Source organism: Reichenbachiella ulvae, assembly GCF_025833875.1.
Taxonomy (GTDB): domain Bacteria; phylum Bacteroidota; class Bacteroidia; order Cytophagales; family Cyclobacteriaceae; genus Reichenbachiella; species Reichenbachiella ulvae.
Window position 1 is genome coordinate 1,788,226 of record NZ_JAOYOD010000001.1, and the last position, 16,797, is coordinate 1,805,022.

At 42.7% G+C, this 16,797-nt stretch carries 9 protein-coding genes; 6 read left to right on the forward strand and 3 right to left on the reverse strand.

What is annotated here, in order from left to right; all coding sequences use genetic code 11:
* Positions 1 to 130 precede the first annotated feature (130 nt).
* Positions 131 to 1,609, forward strand: coding sequence for a vanadium-dependent haloperoxidase (locus N7U62_RS07275; RefSeq protein WP_264137247.1), 1,479 nt, complete (start codon positions 131 to 133; stop codon positions 1,607 to 1,609).
* Between the two features lie 74 nt (positions 1,610 to 1,683).
* Here N7U62_RS07275 and N7U62_RS07280 read toward each other — a convergent pair whose 3' ends face one another.
* From N7U62_RS07280 to N7U62_RS07290, 3 genes are all read right to left on the reverse strand, one after another.
* Positions 1,684 to 3,354 (reverse strand): sodium:solute symporter family protein, encoded by a 1,671-nt coding sequence (locus tag N7U62_RS07280; protein WP_264137248.1) that lies wholly within the window; start codon positions 3,352 to 3,354, stop codon positions 1,684 to 1,686.
* A gap of 124 nt (positions 3,355 to 3,478) precedes the next feature.
* A complete protein-coding gene (locus N7U62_RS07285) occupies positions 3,479 to 5,950 on the reverse strand; it encodes a PIG-L family deacetylase (protein WP_264137250.1) in 2,472 nt (823 codons plus the stop codon).
* 304 nt (positions 5,951 to 6,254) lie between these two features.
* Positions 6,255 to 10,445, reverse strand: coding sequence for a S8 family serine peptidase (locus tag N7U62_RS07290; protein WP_264137251.1), 4,191 nt, complete (start codon positions 10,443 to 10,445; stop codon positions 6,255 to 6,257).
* 193 nt (positions 10,446 to 10,638) lie between these two features.
* Here N7U62_RS07290 and miaB point away from each other — a divergent pair, with 193 nt between their 5' ends.
* The 5 genes from miaB to secG are packed head-to-tail and all read left to right on the forward strand — an operon-like array spanning position 10,639 to position 16,647.
* A complete protein-coding gene (miaB, locus tag N7U62_RS07295; protein ID WP_264137252.1) occupies positions 10,639 to 12,096 on the forward strand; it encodes a tRNA (N6-isopentenyl adenosine(37)-C2)-methylthiotransferase MiaB in 1,458 nt (485 codons plus the stop codon).
* A 9-nt stretch (positions 12,097 to 12,105) separates the two neighbouring features.
* On the forward strand, positions 12,106 to 13,392 hold the full coding sequence (locus tag N7U62_RS07300; protein WP_264137253.1) for a sigma 54-interacting transcriptional regulator: 1,287 nt from the start codon (positions 12,106 to 12,108) through the stop codon (positions 13,390 to 13,392).
* A complete protein-coding gene (gene lptE, locus N7U62_RS07305) occupies positions 13,376 to 13,903 on the forward strand; it encodes an LPS assembly lipoprotein LptE (RefSeq protein ID WP_264137255.1) in 528 nt (175 codons plus the stop codon). Before N7U62_RS07300 ends, lptE begins: the two co-directional genes overlap by 17 nt.
* 41 nt (positions 13,904 to 13,944) lie before the next feature.
* Complete coding sequence (locus tag N7U62_RS07310) at positions 13,945 to 16,272, forward strand: DUF8458 domain-containing protein (RefSeq protein WP_264137257.1); 2,328 nt, start codon at positions 13,945 to 13,947, stop codon at positions 16,270 to 16,272.
* Complete coding sequence (secG, locus tag N7U62_RS07315; RefSeq protein WP_264137258.1) at positions 16,273 to 16,647, forward strand: preprotein translocase subunit SecG; 375 nt, start codon at positions 16,273 to 16,275, stop codon at positions 16,645 to 16,647. It begins immediately after the preceding gene.
* The last annotated feature ends 150 nt before the right edge of the window (positions 16,648 to 16,797 follow it).

Below are 16,797 nucleotides of genomic sequence, written 5' to 3' on the forward strand. Positions count from 1 at the left end.
AATTAATCCCTCCGTTTCATCAATTAATTCCGGCGACTCATCCATCGACTCCTATTATAGAGGCAGCATATCTGTAAAATTGAATCATGTTTGGTAATCCAAACCGTATGATTAATTATTAATACAGATTATGAACAGACTAATACTCGCATTTACTGCACTCATTTTTATTACCCTGGCTTGTAAGCCTCAAGAGAAAGAAATGAGTGATTACAATCCAACAGGACAAAACAACGTGGCCTATCAATGGGGCAAAATAGCACTGGAAGCCACTGCCAATGACACTGACATGTTCAAACCTCGTCCTACAATCACCAGCCGCTTTTTGGGTCTCATATTTACTTCCATCTTTGATGCATGGACTCGTTTTGACGAAAAAGCCACACCAGTTTACTTATCAGGGGTAGAAAGACGTCCCGCGGCAGAAATGACTACCAAGAATAAAGAAATTGCCATCAGCTATGCTGCCTATAGAGCCATGTCCGAATACTACTATTCTGATTCTACTATGTACCGCGATTTCATGGAATCGATGGGTTTGGACCCGGATGACATGTTGCTAGATCCTAGTACAGCAGTTGGTATAGGTAACCTGGCTGCTAAGGCGGTCATAGAGGCAAGAAGAAACGACGGCTCCAATCAGTATGGAGAACTATCAGGCGACAGCAAAAAGCCTTACTATGATTACACAGAATATAGCCCTGTCAACTCTGTAGAGGAAAATGTTGACTTAGAAAAATGGCAGCCCAAGTACTTCACTGATGACATGGGTAAGAAATTCGCGCCGAGCTGCCTGACTCCTTACTGGCAACTCGTGAAGCCTTTGATGCTGGATTCTTCTAGTCAGTATAGACCAGGACCTCCTCCAGCAGTAGGCTCTGAACAATTGGCTCAAGAAGTGAAGGAAGTGGTAGAACTTCAAGCGAACCTAACAGATGAAAACAGAGCATTGGTTGAATTCATGAGGGATGGTCCAAAGTCTGTACAACAAGCAGGTCACTGGTTGATTTTCGCTCAAGAGGTTTCTATTAGAGATAACCACACCCTAGACGATGATGTGAAAATGTATTTTCTGGTTGAAGCAGTAGCTATGGATGGATTTATTGCCTGCTGGGATTCTAAAATGCATTATGATTTTGCCAGACCTTTTGCTTTGGTTCATGATTACTTCAAGGGAGAAGATATCTATGGCTGGGCAGGACCTGAGGCCGGTTGGAAAGATATGAAGGGGGAAGAATGGAGACCCTATTCTCCTAACTCATTCTTATGCCCTCCTTTCCCAAGTTATGTATCAGGTCACAGTACTATCTCAGGTGGATGTGCAGAAGCTTTGAGACTTTTTAAAGGGGACGACACTTTTGGATCGTCAGTGGATTTGGTACCTGGCAGCCTAACAGAACCTAATAACATTGGGGATACAGTGACGCTACAATTCCCAACTTTCACCAAGGCAGGCGAAATGGCAGGTATCTCCAGAGTAATGGGTGGTTACCACATTCAGGCAGACAACATTGAAGGATTGAATCTCGGCAGAAATGTAGCCAGAGACATCTATAAAAAGTATTTGAAATTAGTTGGTGAAGACAGCAAACCAATTGCTGAGCTTTGATTTAGTTAGATTTGTAATAAGTAATCAAGGGCTTGATCTATGAATTAGATCAAGCCTTTCTTATTTTCCTACTATTACTTTTTCCACTTATCGGGGAACAAAAGCTGAAATAGTAGAGACATCAACACCACACCTGCACAGCCGATGGCATTGAACCATAGATAGCCAATGTCGGTGCTTACGAACAATTGCAACACCAGATACTGAGAGAGCAAAGCAGCGGTAAATACCGCAGTTCCCTTCACATATTTGATAAAAAAGGCTACCAGAAAGATCCCTAAAATATTACCATAAAAAAGTGAGCCCAGGATATTGACCATTTCGATGAGGTTCTCTGACTGGTGCGCCAAAAAAGCAAAACCTATGGCCATAAAGCCCCAAAGTGCCGTAATCAATTTGGAAGTCTTTACATAGTGCGTGTCACTCGCTTCAGGTTTGAAAACCCGCTTGTAAAAATCCACTGTCGTAGTAGAGGCCAGGGCATTCAATTCACCCGAAGTAGATGACATGGCTGCAGAAAAGATCACAGCTATCAACAGGCCAATCAACCCCTCTGGCAAATAGTTTAAGATAAAGGTCAGAAACACATAATCCGAATCCTTGGTCTTGATAGAGGCATCATGTTTGGCTATCAGATCTCGCATATCCTGGCGATTGGCCTCCAGATCTTTAGAAGTATGTTTGAGCTCTTCCCTGGTAGCCGCATCTTCAGATTGGCTAAAAGACAACGCTGCTTCCCTCCTTTTCTCAAATAGCGTCTCATGCTCGCCAATGATCTCTGCCGTCACTCCAGGCACTTTGATCTCCAACTCATCAATCGAATTTTGATTGAAATGAACGGGGGAAGGATAGAAAATATAAAACACGTAAAGCAGTGCGCCTGTCAACAGGATAAAGAACTGCATTGGGATTTTGAGCACCGCATTGAACATCAATCCCATTTTGCTCTCCGCCGTGTTCTTTCCTCCCAGATACCGTTGTACTTGCGACTGATCTGTACCAAAATAGGAAAGTGCCAAAAACAAGCCGCCCAATATCCCGGTCCATACAGTATATCTTTTCTCAGGATCAAAGGAAAAATCCACTGCATTCAGCTTGTCCAAACTTCCCGCCAAACTCAATGCCTCCATAAAAGACACATAGGGACTGAGATAATGAAGGATAAACCCAAAAGCCACCACCATGCCAAATAGAATGACTGCCATCTGATGCTTCTGAGTGATACTGACTGCTTTGGTGCCACCGCTCACTGTATAGATAATCACCAATATACCAACCAGCAGGATGGTATAAGTCAAATCCCATTGCAGGATGGTAGATAGAATGATAGCCGGAGCATATATCGTGATACCTGCCGCCAAACCTCTTTGAATCAAAAATAGAAAAGCCCCGAGCAAACGGGTTTTCTTGTCGAATCGAGATTCAAGGTATTCGTAGGCCGTATAGACTTTCAGCTTATAATAGATCGGAATAAACACAAAGGCTACAATGACCAACGCAATGGGCAAACCAAAATAGTTTTGCACAAAGGCCATCCCACTTTCATAAGCCTGGCCTGGTGTAGAGATAAAGGTAATGGCACTGGCCTGAGTCGCCATCACAGAAAGACCAATGGTCCCCCACTTCATACTTTTTCCCGCCAATAGATAATCCTGCATACTATTGGTCCCCAGAGTTTTATAAACCCCAAAACCAACAATCAAACTCAATGTACCAAAGAGCACAACTAAATCAAGTACACTCATACGAAGGCCCGGCTAAAAAAGTACAACAACACTATGATCACCAGCAGCAGGCCCAAAACAAAGGCATACATCTGTTTCCATTCCTTAAAAAACGGCGGTTTTTCTTCTATTGGGTCTTCCTGCATTATTTACCTATTGATATCAAATTCGTGAAAATTCTAAAGGCACCCGGCACACCTGCAGGCAGTTCTCTAAACCAAGAGTACCCTGTGTAGATGTAGTAGCCCTTTCCATATTCTGCTACCAGCAAACCACCATCTCTGGCCGGTTCGCCGGGATCGTTGGCAGAAAGTATGGCCTCAAACTCCGGACTCCATTCGTTAGGAAAATACAAGCCGCGCTCTTGCGTCCAATTATCAAAATCCTTCTGCGTAATTTTATTCGGTTGATTGAGCACAGGGTGATCTGATTTTAATATTCTCACTTCAGCATCCTCTACTGACACACGATCTCTCGAAAGTTTCAATTCATAAGGAGCAATCTCTTCCGTGACCAATCGATGCGAAGTATTGTATTGAACAATTAAGGTTCCGCCCTCCTCTACATAGGTCATCAATTCTTTGTTTTTAAACTTGAGCGCATCTTGAGTATTGAAAGCCCTGATACCCAAAATCACCGCATCATATGATGCCAACTCTTCCGCTTTGATATCAACGGCTTCTATCAGACTAACCTGATACCCTACTTGTTCTAAACTGGCAGGAATATCGTCTCCGGCTCCCGGAATGTAGGCGATGCGTTCTCCTTTCTTCTGAATATCCACATTTACGATCCTAGCCTCTGATTTAGACATCAATGTCTGTGTAGGAATGTGGTCATATTCTATTTTTTGCAATTCATAATTGTACGACTGAGCCCCTATAGTCGCCACAGCGCCCATGGTTCCTTCGGACTGTGAAGCAGGAGGCGTAACGACAAATGTAAAGCTGGCTTGTTCACCTTTGTTTTCCAGACTGAACTTAGATTTCTTCGGTTTACTTTTCCAGCCATCAGGCAAGCTCAATTCTACCTTGCCATCAATACCATTCTTACCTGCTATTACGTTTACAGTCACTTCCTTTTCCTCTCCATTAGCAAAGACTACTACTTTGTCCGGTAGATTGACAAATACTGGAGGTGTGATCACCACAGGCTCATACACTTCGCCCTCTACAGGATCATTTCTCTTATACACTACTGGCAATTTGTAATCCAGATAGGTCTCTCCATACTTAAGTGTGAATACTGCTTGTAACGACGGATCATTTTCGGGCTTAGATATCAATTGAGGATTAGACACCTTATACATGCCCAATGTGCCCTTTTCTCGCAACCAATAAGGTTGTGAATAGGCCATTCCTTCCTTGATTTGATAAGTCTTATCCATATTCAGAGGTCTATTATCAAATAGCTTCTGGCGAACCTCAAAAGTTTGAATCCCCATGATATCAACAGAAAACAAATCGAACTCCACGTCCGAACGATTGATAGCTTCTATACTCAGCTTGAGCTCATCACCTGGCACATAACTTTCCGCATTTGCCTTTACTTCCAGATAGAGTCCCGCACAGTCTTTGATCAATGATTTGATCTCTTCCATTTTGAGTGACTTCCAATAACCATCTTCCAACTGACTCAATTCCTCATAGGCTTTGATCAGATCTGGAATAATCAACTGAGGCTTACCTGCTTCAAAATGTAGCAAGGCATTGTCAATATGCGCCCCTACCTTTTTTCCTCCTTCGATTCTCGACCAGGTACTGTTAACTCCATCCATGAGATCAACAGTCGTACTGTCTCCATCCACATGATAAAAATACTCCTGAGCTTCTCCTCTACTACCCGTAGAACCAAACCCCTGACTCTTGTGCATGCTGCGACTCAGTGCCGCTATTTCTGTATAGGACTGACCCAATAAAGGATTGTATCCTCCGAGATCTTCAGAGAGCAGGTTCTCAGGATGAAACTCCTCACCCGCTCTTTCAAAAAAGAAGCGATGCGTATTGAACAAAATGCGTTTAGGCTGCCAGGTCCCAAATTCCTTGGCAGATTCGGGATATGCATTCGGGTCAGCTGCCAGATTGAAGGCCTCATGTGCCAGGATAGCTGAAGCAGTATGATGGCCATGTCCTCCTCTGCCATCCTCAGGAAAGCGGCAGATTACCACATCTGGCTTGTGCATTCTAAATACCTTGACAAAGTCTGCCAACACTTCCTCTTTGTTCCAGATATTGAAAGTCTCATCTGGATTCTTAGAATAACCAAAATCATTGGCCCTACTAAAGTATTGCTTGCCCCCATCAGTGCGCCTTGCTGCCAGAAGTTCTTGCGTTCTGATCACACCCAGCGCTTCTCTTATTTCCGGTCCAATCAGGTTCTGACCACCATCTCCTCTGGTAGCTGATAGATACGCCGTGTTAAAATGTCTTTCATTCGCCAGGTAAGTGATCAATCGCGTATTTTCATCGTCGGGATGCGCGGCTACATACAAGGCTGAACCTAATACATTGATTTTTTCTAAGCGGTGAAGGATTTCTGAAGAATTGGGTTGGTTGGGTTTTTGAGAGAAACTAATTAAAGGGAGGCCAAAGAGTAAAATAACAAGCCTTAAAGTCATATTCATATGGTTATATTCTGCTGTTTCAGTTTAACTATAAACGAAAGCTAAATTAACGACGAATATCCGAACGGGTTCCACAAGGCATAAAAAAACCTGGTCTCTCCTCAGAGACCAGGTAGTAGTTGACCTACTTTAACCTAACCTATCTTTAATTTCTTTTTGAACAATATGTTGATACATGCATATTGAAATTAGTCACAACTGAACCGATGTTCATTTGTGCTTAGCCTTCATAGTTAGGGATTAAGAGGTAATGTAAAACCAAAAAACGGTATATGCAAAAGATCGATTTACAATTCAGTTAATGTTTGATCATTTTACGTTGGATTTCCTCCCCGTGCTGCCTGAACACCACAAAATAAATGCCTTTTGGTAAAGCCTCGGTCTGAAGTTGCAAATAACTCCCTTGATCAAAAACGTCCACTTCCATTTGCTGCCCCAAAGCAGAATAAAGTCTTATTGAACTAACTTCCAGTCCCTCACCTTTAATAAAGTATGCCTCTTTGGTTGGGTTAGGATAGGTTAGCAAATCCCCAATATCGTGGCGCTGCAAGGGTTCGTCCACCAAATACCTCATACTAAGTGTATCCGTACATCCCTCGATTGATTCGGCTACCAACTCTATTTTATACTCCCCTAATTGATAAAAGGTATAATTTAATGTATCTGCTATTTCGACAAACTCATCTGCTACAAACCATTGATAGCTCGAAACCCCTTCATGAGAAACTAGTGAAAACATGGCGCTATTGGCAAGACCAAAATCCAACATCTCTGGAGTGGCAACCAACTCTAAATCAAAATCATTTAACCTGACTTCCAGCTCCACCGCATTACTTTGATGGAAATCAGAAATATTGGTAATGTAAAAGGAAGTGTCTGACAAAACAGGCCCTAAAGTGGCACTGGTTCCCTTGGCTACCAGTTGAGTCAGGGACTGATCAGCATAGAAAGCAAAATATTCACCATATAACGGTCTGGACAGCACCATCCCCCCTTTGCAAACCTCTCTATCTGTCAACTCGTTAACTCCCGGTTGCGTACTTGTCTGAAAAGTCAAAGGCTTAGTAATTGAAGAAACGCAACCCATGTTACTTGTCGCCTGTAGTTGCACATTCATGCCTGACAACAATGACACGTCCATGATCAAAGATTCGTCACTACCCATCTGCTGTCCATCTACACTCCACTCGATCTGATTGGCTTCCTGGCTAATATTTTGAATCCTTACCATCTCAGCTCCACTGAGATCCATTGTGTCGGGGAAGTACATGAAATCTGCTACAACAGGATCCACTTCTACCTTCAGAGGCACTCTAAGACTTTCATATTCTGCATCCATAGCACTCACATAATAAGTCTTCGTCTCCTGTAGAGCTGGCGTTTGCCAGCTAGCCCCTTCTGCCAGCAGCTCCCCTCCTTGTTCCAAATTGTAAACACGTATTAGAGCACTCGAGCTAGAGACTATCCTAACTCTCTCTCCGGCACAAATTGATTGATCAGTCACTGTAGGAACTACTCCTCTTTCTCTCACTTGATAGGTCCATTGGCCGGTACCTGTACATCCCTGCTCAGTCAGTATATTAAGATTAATCGCGTAATCCCCTACCTCATTAAAAACAGTAGTTGGATTCTGTGCTTTGGAGAAAAAACCATTATCGAATGACCAATCCCAACTGACCGCTTTTAGGCTCTGGTCGATGAACTGCACTCGATTGTTTGCATCATCACCTAAAAAATACATTTCTGGATCCATTCTCACCGACACCTCTGGATTGGAAATTCTTAATTCCATCTTATATAAATCTGAAGTATACCCCCCCTTAGTTTCGGTATAGTACAATACAGAATCTGCTTGCACATTTTCAATAGTCAAATCACCCCCCTCCAGAACTAAATTGGAACCCGCTGCATCCGAATAGATGGAAAATGGATTGGGATTCTGTAAACTAACAGGATCGCCTTCACATCCAAAGGCCCACCAGTTGGAAGTGGGTACCATGATAAAATCGGCATACTTGGCTCGAGCCTTATCGGCATTCAATTGCAATTCTTCCAAAGAATACCCAAACACCGTTGCAAAAGTGACCTTCTGTGAGGACAAAGCATTCAAGGCTCCCAGATCAGCCGTTAGGATTTGTGCTACATCATATCCATTGTCTCCACCAGCCAGGAGCTTCTCTTCGGTCAACAACTGATACTTTACCGAATCGCTTAAAACACTATCAACTTCTATATGATTGCCCTGTGCATCTTTCAGGTCTAATGCGTGAAAAATGGGAGTCTGGTTCGTTAGCAAAAGCACTCCTGCCATTAGGCCGGAATTCTTTTGACTATAGGTGTAGCCCATCTGCTCGACTTCATCCCATTCCGAATAATTGGTCAGGGATTCTCCGAGATTGAAATCCGCATACAAGCCCATTTTCATCTGCAACAAATCTTTCGGGGAGGTATTGGTCACACGGTATTCTTGAATCATAAAACCTCTCTCAGTAGCTCCATCAAATAGCAAAGCCTCCTGCTCAATCAGCAGCCCCTGCACATTCACTGCGCTGCTATCATTAAACATTCCTAGTGCATAGCTGGACGCATCATCCCTCTTGGCCATTTTTAAGGATTGTGATGCCACAAAATCCTGTGACCGCTCGCTTTGCACAAAATCTCGAATCCAATTGTCCGATATAGAATCGGGATGATTACCAATGGCAATCCCTACCAGTCCTGCTACTTGCTCCCCCTCGTATCTCAATCCTGCTCCTTGAGCATACACATCAGCTCCATATGCGAGATTTCCATTGGAAGCGATGGTTTGCTGAATCTTTTGATTGTGCAACTGCAGTACTTCAGGCGCGGTGTAAATATGGAAATATTGAAAGTCCTCATATCCAGAGGCATCCTCATAGTTCATCCTAAAGCTCAGACGTTGTCCTCTGTCAATTCCTTCTTTGACAATCATTTTGACTTCCAAGCCTTCTATGCTTTCAAAAGTATAGAGCGATCCCAATAACAGCTCCTCATTCAAGACTTCTACGAATTCAGATTCTGGTTCTATATGAACGCTAGCAGCATCCGTAGGTCTCAGTATATTCTCAAAGCTGAGGGAAACAGTTACTGTATCTCCCGGAAAAGCTCCTATCTCGAAGGGATAACTAACCGCATAATCATAACATCTAATAGAAGCGACATCTTTCTCAGTCACCGCCCTGAAAACATTGAGCCTGCCTTTCCCCAATTGTCCGGAATATTGATTATTTCCACTCACTCCATAGATATCATCTGCTGTCATTCTGATCTGCTCCATGATCTGAATGGCATTGTAAGAGGGGAACACAGATCTGACCAAAGCGGCAGTCCCAGCCACCTGCGGAGCAGAAAAGGAAGACCCTGTATTGACGACATATCCATCATTGATATTAGTAGATAAGACGGATTGTCCTGGTGCCATGAGATCGATATGATAACTCCAGGTAGCATTATCGGCCTTGCGATCAGTAACCGTACTTTTGCCCACAGAAAGCACATGATCATAGCTGGCAGGGTAATAATTGATCTCTGCATCTGTATTGCCAGCTGCAGCGACTACCACCATGTTTTTTTCTAAGACTGCATAGTTGATCACGTCCTGAGCAATCATTGAATACTGATCTGGCGAACCCCATGAAAGATTAATCACATCACAACCCAAATCAGCAGCATAAATAATGCTTTCGTAGGCATTGTTGAAAGTCCCGTCGGATGACCGGACCAACTTGATCGGAACGAATTTGCTATTGTATGCTACACCAGCGATCCCTAAACCATTGTTTGGTACAGCGGCAATCACTCCTGCTACATTACTTCCATGCGAATTCGTTTCACCAGATGGGTAGTTGGGGTCGCTATCGCCATCAGCCACATCCCAGCCACGATAGTCATCGATATAGCCATTGTTATCATCATCAATTCCATTGGGCCAATCGGATTCATTGATATAAATGTTGTCCAACAAATCTTCGTGATCCATATCAAAACCCGTATCAGAGACTCCAATGATTTGATTCGATCCGCCCTTGGTCACATCCCAGGCATCAAATGCCTGAATCACCCCCAAATAATCTTGCTCGCTCACTCGCTCGTCACTTGGCACTACAAGCACCTCAAACTTGGGTGTTTTTTCAACAGCCAAAACATTGTCATAAGAAGCCAATTCAGAAACAAGCCCTTCAACTTCACTCGTCTCTACCTCGAGCCTGTATATCCCTTTTAGAAAAGCACTGCCGGGATTATGGGACCGGCGTCCGCTGGAATTGACTTCAGGCCGAATTGATCTGAGTGACTTTACCCCACTTTTGCCATTCAATTCTTGAATTGAAATTGTCTTGATCCGGCTTCTGCTCTGAATAGATGCATCTACAGTTTCATCGATTTTGATATACACCTCCTGCGTCTGCCCAAAAGTCTCCAATACCCCCAGAACAAACATCAACAAACAAAACAACCTCAATTTCAACATATACGATCTTCTATTTCTAAAGCAAAACTACAGCTAAGTAAGCGATAGATTTCTTCCCAAATCCCACATATTCTAACAATAAACCAGAATGTATAGACAAGACTCAATATAATAGTTGAATAAACTGACAATATGTCGCATTTTTCTATCTTTGCAGTTCGAAAAAATAGGTCTGTTTAAAGAAATCGAAGGAATGAAAGGATTGATTAGTGACTTGGATATACTGGATGGTGAGGAGCTGAAAAAAGAAGAGGTTCAAATCACCAAAGAGGAAGGCAATACTGGGAAAAAGAAACTGTATATCGAAAGCTATGGTTGTCAAATGAACTTCTCTGATAGTGAGATCGTTTCGTCGATCATGAAAGAGCAGGGATACACCACTACTTCATCGATCGAAGAAGCAGACGTTACCTTTCTGAATACTTGTTCTATACGTGAAAAGGCGGAGCAGACAGTAAGAAATCGCCTGAACCATATCAACGGAACCAAGAAGAAAAATCCTAACATGGTCGTTGGGGTATTGGGATGTATGGCCGAGCGTCTGAAATCTAAATTCCTCGAAGAAGAAAAGATTGTCGATTTAGTAGTAGGACCAGATGCCTATCGTGATCTTCCTAACCTCCTATCAGAAGTGGAGACGGGCCAGAAAGCGGTCAACACTTTTCTATCCAGAGAGGAAACTTATGCAGATATCAGCCCGGTACGACTCAACTCCAATGGAGTGACCGCCTTCATCTCTATCATGAGAGGATGTGACAACATGTGTTCATTCTGCGTGGTACCATTCACCAGGGGAAGAGAAAGAAGCCGTGATCCCTATTCGATCGTCAAAGAAGCGCAGGACCTGTTCGACAGAGGCTTCAGAGAAGTAACCCTGTTGGGCCAGAATGTAGACTCATACAAATGGTCTGCAGAGCAGAACAACAAAGCCAGATTAGAGAAATCAGGCGTAGAAGAAATCATCAATTTTGCCAATCTCCTGGAGATGGTGGCTAAAGTGGATCCTAAACTGAGAGTAAGGTTTTCAACCTCTCATCCTAAAGACATCACAGACGAGGTACTTTACACGATGAAGAAGTATGAGAACATCTGCAATTACATCCACCTACCGGTGCAAAGTGGCAACTCTCGTATTTTGGACATGATGAACAGGACCTATGATCGAGAGTGGTACATCGAGCGCGTGGACAAAATCAAAGAAATCCTGGGTGACGACTGTGGTATATCCAGTGATATGATCACCGGATTCTGTACTGAGACCGAAGAGGAACACAAGGACACACTAAGCTTGATGGAGTATGTAAAATACGATTTATCTTACATGTTCTTTTACTCCGAAAGACCCGGTACACTTGCAGAAAAGAAATATGAGGACGACATTCCTTTGGAGACGAAGAAAAGAAGACTCAACGAAATCATTGAACTGCAAAACCAACACTCGAAAGAGAACAATGCCAAAGCTGTTGGCAAGGAGTTTGAGATATTAATAGAAGGAACATCTAAGAAATCTGACCAGCAGGTATTCGGCCGTACTTCGAGCAACAAAGTGGTAGTAATCGATGCAGCCAACCACAAAAAAGGAGATTATGTAAAAGTAAAAGTCAATGACTCCACTACAGGTACTCTTTTTGGAACCGTAATCGACAACTAAATTTTGAGTTTGAAAGAATCAGAAATCCAATCCATTAAACTGCGCTTCGGGATCATAGGGAATTCCCCCCTACTGAACCAGGCCATCAATGTAGCTGCACAGGTGGCATCTACAGACATGAGTGTATTGATCACAGGAGAAAGCGGTAGCGGTAAAGAATCCTTCTCCAAGATCATTCACCATCTGAGCAAGAGAAAACATGGGCAGTTCATCGCCATCAACTGTGGGGCGATTCCTGAAGGCACCATTGACTCTGAGCTATTCGGTCACGAAAAAGGCTCTTTTACCGGGGCTCATGAAGCCAGAAAGGGATATTTCGAAGTGACTGACGGAGGAACTATCTTTTTGGATGAGATAGGCGAAATGCCAGTTAGCACCCAGGCTCGTCTTCTACGTGTATTAGAGAATGGAGAATTCATCAAAGTAGGTTCTTCAAAGGTTCAGAAGACCAATGTTCGCGTCATCGCAGCTACCAACGTTAATCTGGTTGGAGCGGTTCAGAACAAAAAGTTCAGAGAAGACCTTTATTATAGATTGAATACTGTTCCGATCTACGTCCCCCCTCTTAGAGAGCGAGGTTCGGATATCGAATTGCTTTTCAGAAAGTTTGCCTTCGATTTTGGGGAGCAGTATAGAGTAGAGCCAATCAAACTGACCGAGGATGCGAAAGAACTGGTGAATAAATTCCGTTTCCCGGGCAACATTCGTCAGCTTAAAAATATCGTAGAGCAAATCTCTGTATTAGAGATGGATCGTACGTTAGATGCCGTTAAGCTCGCGCAATATTTACCCTCTGACAATTCCTACCTTCCAGCTACGATCAACAAATCAGAATCAGGAGGTCAGGACAAAGGCGGTTTCTCAGAAAGGGACATCTTATATAAGATCCTTTTCGAAATGAAAAACGATGTAACAGAACTGAAAAAGTTAGTCCTCGAAATGCTCAACAATGAAAGCAGTAATACAGAAATACTGCAAGAGCATAAGAACTTGTTTCAAAATCTGGAAATAGTAGATAACAAGTACACAGAAAAGCCAAGTAGAGAGTCGTCGGATGATGCCATATTAATTTCTCCTGCACAGCGCAATTTATCTACCTACGAATTGGATAAAATTGAAGATATTGCACACGAAGCAGAAGAAGACGATTCGCTTTCTATCGAGAAGAAAGAGAAAGAATTGATCATCAGAGCATTGAGAAAAAATAAGAACAAAAGAAAGTATGCCGCTCAGGATTTAGGCATTTCGGAGCGTACACTTTACAGAAAAATCAAACAATATGAATTGGAAGATTAGTCTGGTCATCGCATTGCTGGCGGTAGTCATGAACACATCTTGTGGAGTATATTCATTCACAGGTGCATCTATCTCAGCAGATGTAAAGACCATTTCCATCCCTACCTTCTACAACAATGCTCCATTGGGACCTTCCAACATGAGTATTACATTTACTGAGAAGATCAGGGATTACTATCTTCAGAATACCAATCTGGTATTGGTAGATAGTGACGGAGACTTGCAATTAGAAGGAGCTATTTCTAATTACACCCTGTCTCCTGTAGCTGTAACTGCTGCAGAAGATGACTCCAATATCGACCTAACCAGCCTGACTCGAATCACCATATATGTAGATGCTGTTTATGTCAATACCAAGGACGATACTTTTGATTTTGAGAAGACATTTTCATTCTTCATAGATTTTGATCAGGATCGTCAGGACTTGTCATCAAACGAGGAAGAATTCGTGGATGAAATCTTCGATCAGATCATTCTGGATATATTCAACAGCTCTGTGGCTAATTGGTAAATTTTATTAACTTTAGCGCTTAGCATAAACCAAACACACCCTTGAATAAGCAGAAGTTTATTGAGTTAGTAGGAGCAGCGGAGAAAGCCTCAGCTGCAGAAGTGAAGGCCCTGGAAAAACTTGTTCAACAATATCCCTATTTCCAAAATGGGCATGTGGTATTGGCAAAGGCTAGCCAAGCTTTAAAACTCCCCTCTACTCCAAAAAAAATGAACACTGCGGCGGTCTATGCGACTAATCGAGCCGTATTCAAAAACTATATTACCTCAATAGCTACAGGTTTATACAATCCCGTGGTTACCAAAACCACAAAACCCTCTCCTGCTCCAAAAGCACCTTCCGTTCCTAAAGGAGACATGGACAAGTTCATCGATGAAGTGTATGCTAACCTTCAAAGTTGGAAAAGCAGTCGAGAGCAATACCTGGAATATGAAAAAGAGCATCCAGAGGATATCGTCATATTGCCTGTAGAAGATAAAACAGAAGAAATTGAAGAGTCACCTCAAGTCAAAGAAGAAACTCCTGACTATGAGAAACTGAAGCAACAAATAGCTGATGAGGTAAGCCAAGAGGAAGCCTCATCTGTGGCTGATGTAGAGGAAGATGCAATTGAAAGCAAGGAAGCTCCTACAGAAGCCAAGGCAGAAACTCCATCAGAAGAAACCACTGAGACTAAAGAAACTGCAAAGGCCGAAACAGAAGTTGAAGAAAAACAACCTTCTGCTTTTGATCAGGTCCTGGATAGCATCGAGGCTCAGATTGATTCTAAGGTAGAAGAAACCCGTAAGAAAAAAGAAGAGCTAGAAAAGCCGGCAGAACCAGAAGATGCTGCAATAGCTGAAGAGCCTGCAAAAGAAACACCAAAAGATGCGGCTGAACCGGAAGCCACAGAAAAAGAAATTGAGGAAGAAACCATTCCTGAAGAAACAGTAGTAGCAGAAACCGCTCAATCAAAACAAGATGCTGAAGATGCACCAGACATTGAAGAGCTGGGGGATCAGATGGCGGAATTGGAGGAACAAATCGCTGAATCTGCTCCAGAACAAGCTGAAGAAATAGAAACTCCTGAAGAGGAAGAGCCTAAAGAAATCGAAGATGACGCTTCTGAACCAGAAGTAGAGGAAACCTCTACCGATGAAGATGATGAGTCAGCTCCACCAGTAATAGACGAGTCTGTTGAAGAGATTACTCCAGATACCGTTTACAGCTTCAACTCCCCTCCTCCTGTACCACAAGAGGCTCCTGCGGATCTTTCTAAAAAGAAAACAGAAGAACCAAAAGAGGAGACCAAGGATGAGAAGGAAGAAGAAATGATTTCTTCCGAAGAGCTAACCGAAATCGTAGATAAGGTCAGTGAAAAGGTTGAATCTGAAACTGGAGAAATTGATGAGATATCAGAGGAAACGACACAGCAAATAGAAGAAGAGCTGAAGGACATAGAACCTTCAACCCCTGATTCTACAGCAAAGCCAGCAACCAAAAAAGAAATTGGAAATCTGGAAGATCCTAGTGCAGAAGAAATTGCGGAGAGTGAAAGCATCGAATATAAAGTAAAGGGCAGTGATGAAGACCTGGATCAATACAACGAAGAAAGGAAAAAACTAAAACTGGTACCTGGCGCTTCTAAAGGGGATAAAAAATTCCGCCTGGCCATATTAAAACGCCCTCACAACTTCACCAAACCTAAGAAGGAAGAAGGCAAAAAGAAGGATGCTGAACCTGCTTCAAAAAAAGAAGTAGCGAAAGAAGTGAAAGAAGAGTCTGCTGATGCGCCTGCAGTTGATAAAAAAACTAAAACCGCTAGCAGCAAGAAGAAAAAAGAGGAGACGGAAGAAAAAACTGTAGCAAAAAAAGCTACTAAAAAATCGACCACAACCAAGAAGACCGCTTCAGCTAAAAAATCGACCACCAAAAAGGCGAAAAAATCTGAGGGAGAAGATCCTACAGAAAAAGACGACAAAAAAGAGGGCTCGAAGGCTAAACAGACCAAGAAAAAGCTAAGCCCCAAGAAAAAGGCCAGCGACAAAAAAGACACCTCTGACGAAGAAGAGGCTAAAAAAAAAACGACTGAGCTAAAGAGAAAACGTCCCGATAAGGAATTTCAAAACTCTATCATTGAGTCATTCATTGCTACGGAACCGAGCATTGAAGTAAACAAAGAAAAGAAGAGTCTCCCAGAGAATACGGAAGACCTCTCAGAAAAGAGCACGGCTTTCCCTGATCAGCTGGTCACGGAGAACCTCGCCTCGATATTAACCGAGCAAGGGAAGATCAGTAGGGCAATTGAAATCTACGAGAAATTAATTTTGAAAAATCCTCAAAAAAAGGCTTACTTTGCGTCTCAAATTGAAAAACTAAATAATTTATAAATGTTTGCAACTATCATTACTTTGATTGTCATTGTAGCAATCGTTCTTATATTGGTGATCCTTGCCCAGAACTCTAAGGGTGGCGGTTTAACAAGCCAATTTGGCGGATCAGGTACTTCACAACTGATGGGCGTGAAGAAAACTGGTGACTTGCTAGAAAAAATGACTTGGTCTTTGGCTATTGCATTGATTGTGTTGACTATGTCTACTAAATTTTTGATTGGTCAGGCGAATAATGGTAGTGAAATAATGAGCCCTAACATCGAGAGTGCTCAAGACAAACTACCTGCAACTCCGGCACCAGAATTGGATTTGGGTGAGGAGTCTAGCTCAGAAGAGCTTCCTGCAATTAGCGAAGACAGCACAGCAGAATAATCTCTGCTCGTTCAAAATATTGAAAGCCTTGGCAATTTTGTCAAGGCTTTTTTGTTGCCCAACATTTCGTGTGAATCGATATCCAGGATATTACTGAACCGAATGGCTAAAAGAAGCTAGCCCCTCTCCTCTTGAACCAACGAGTCCAAA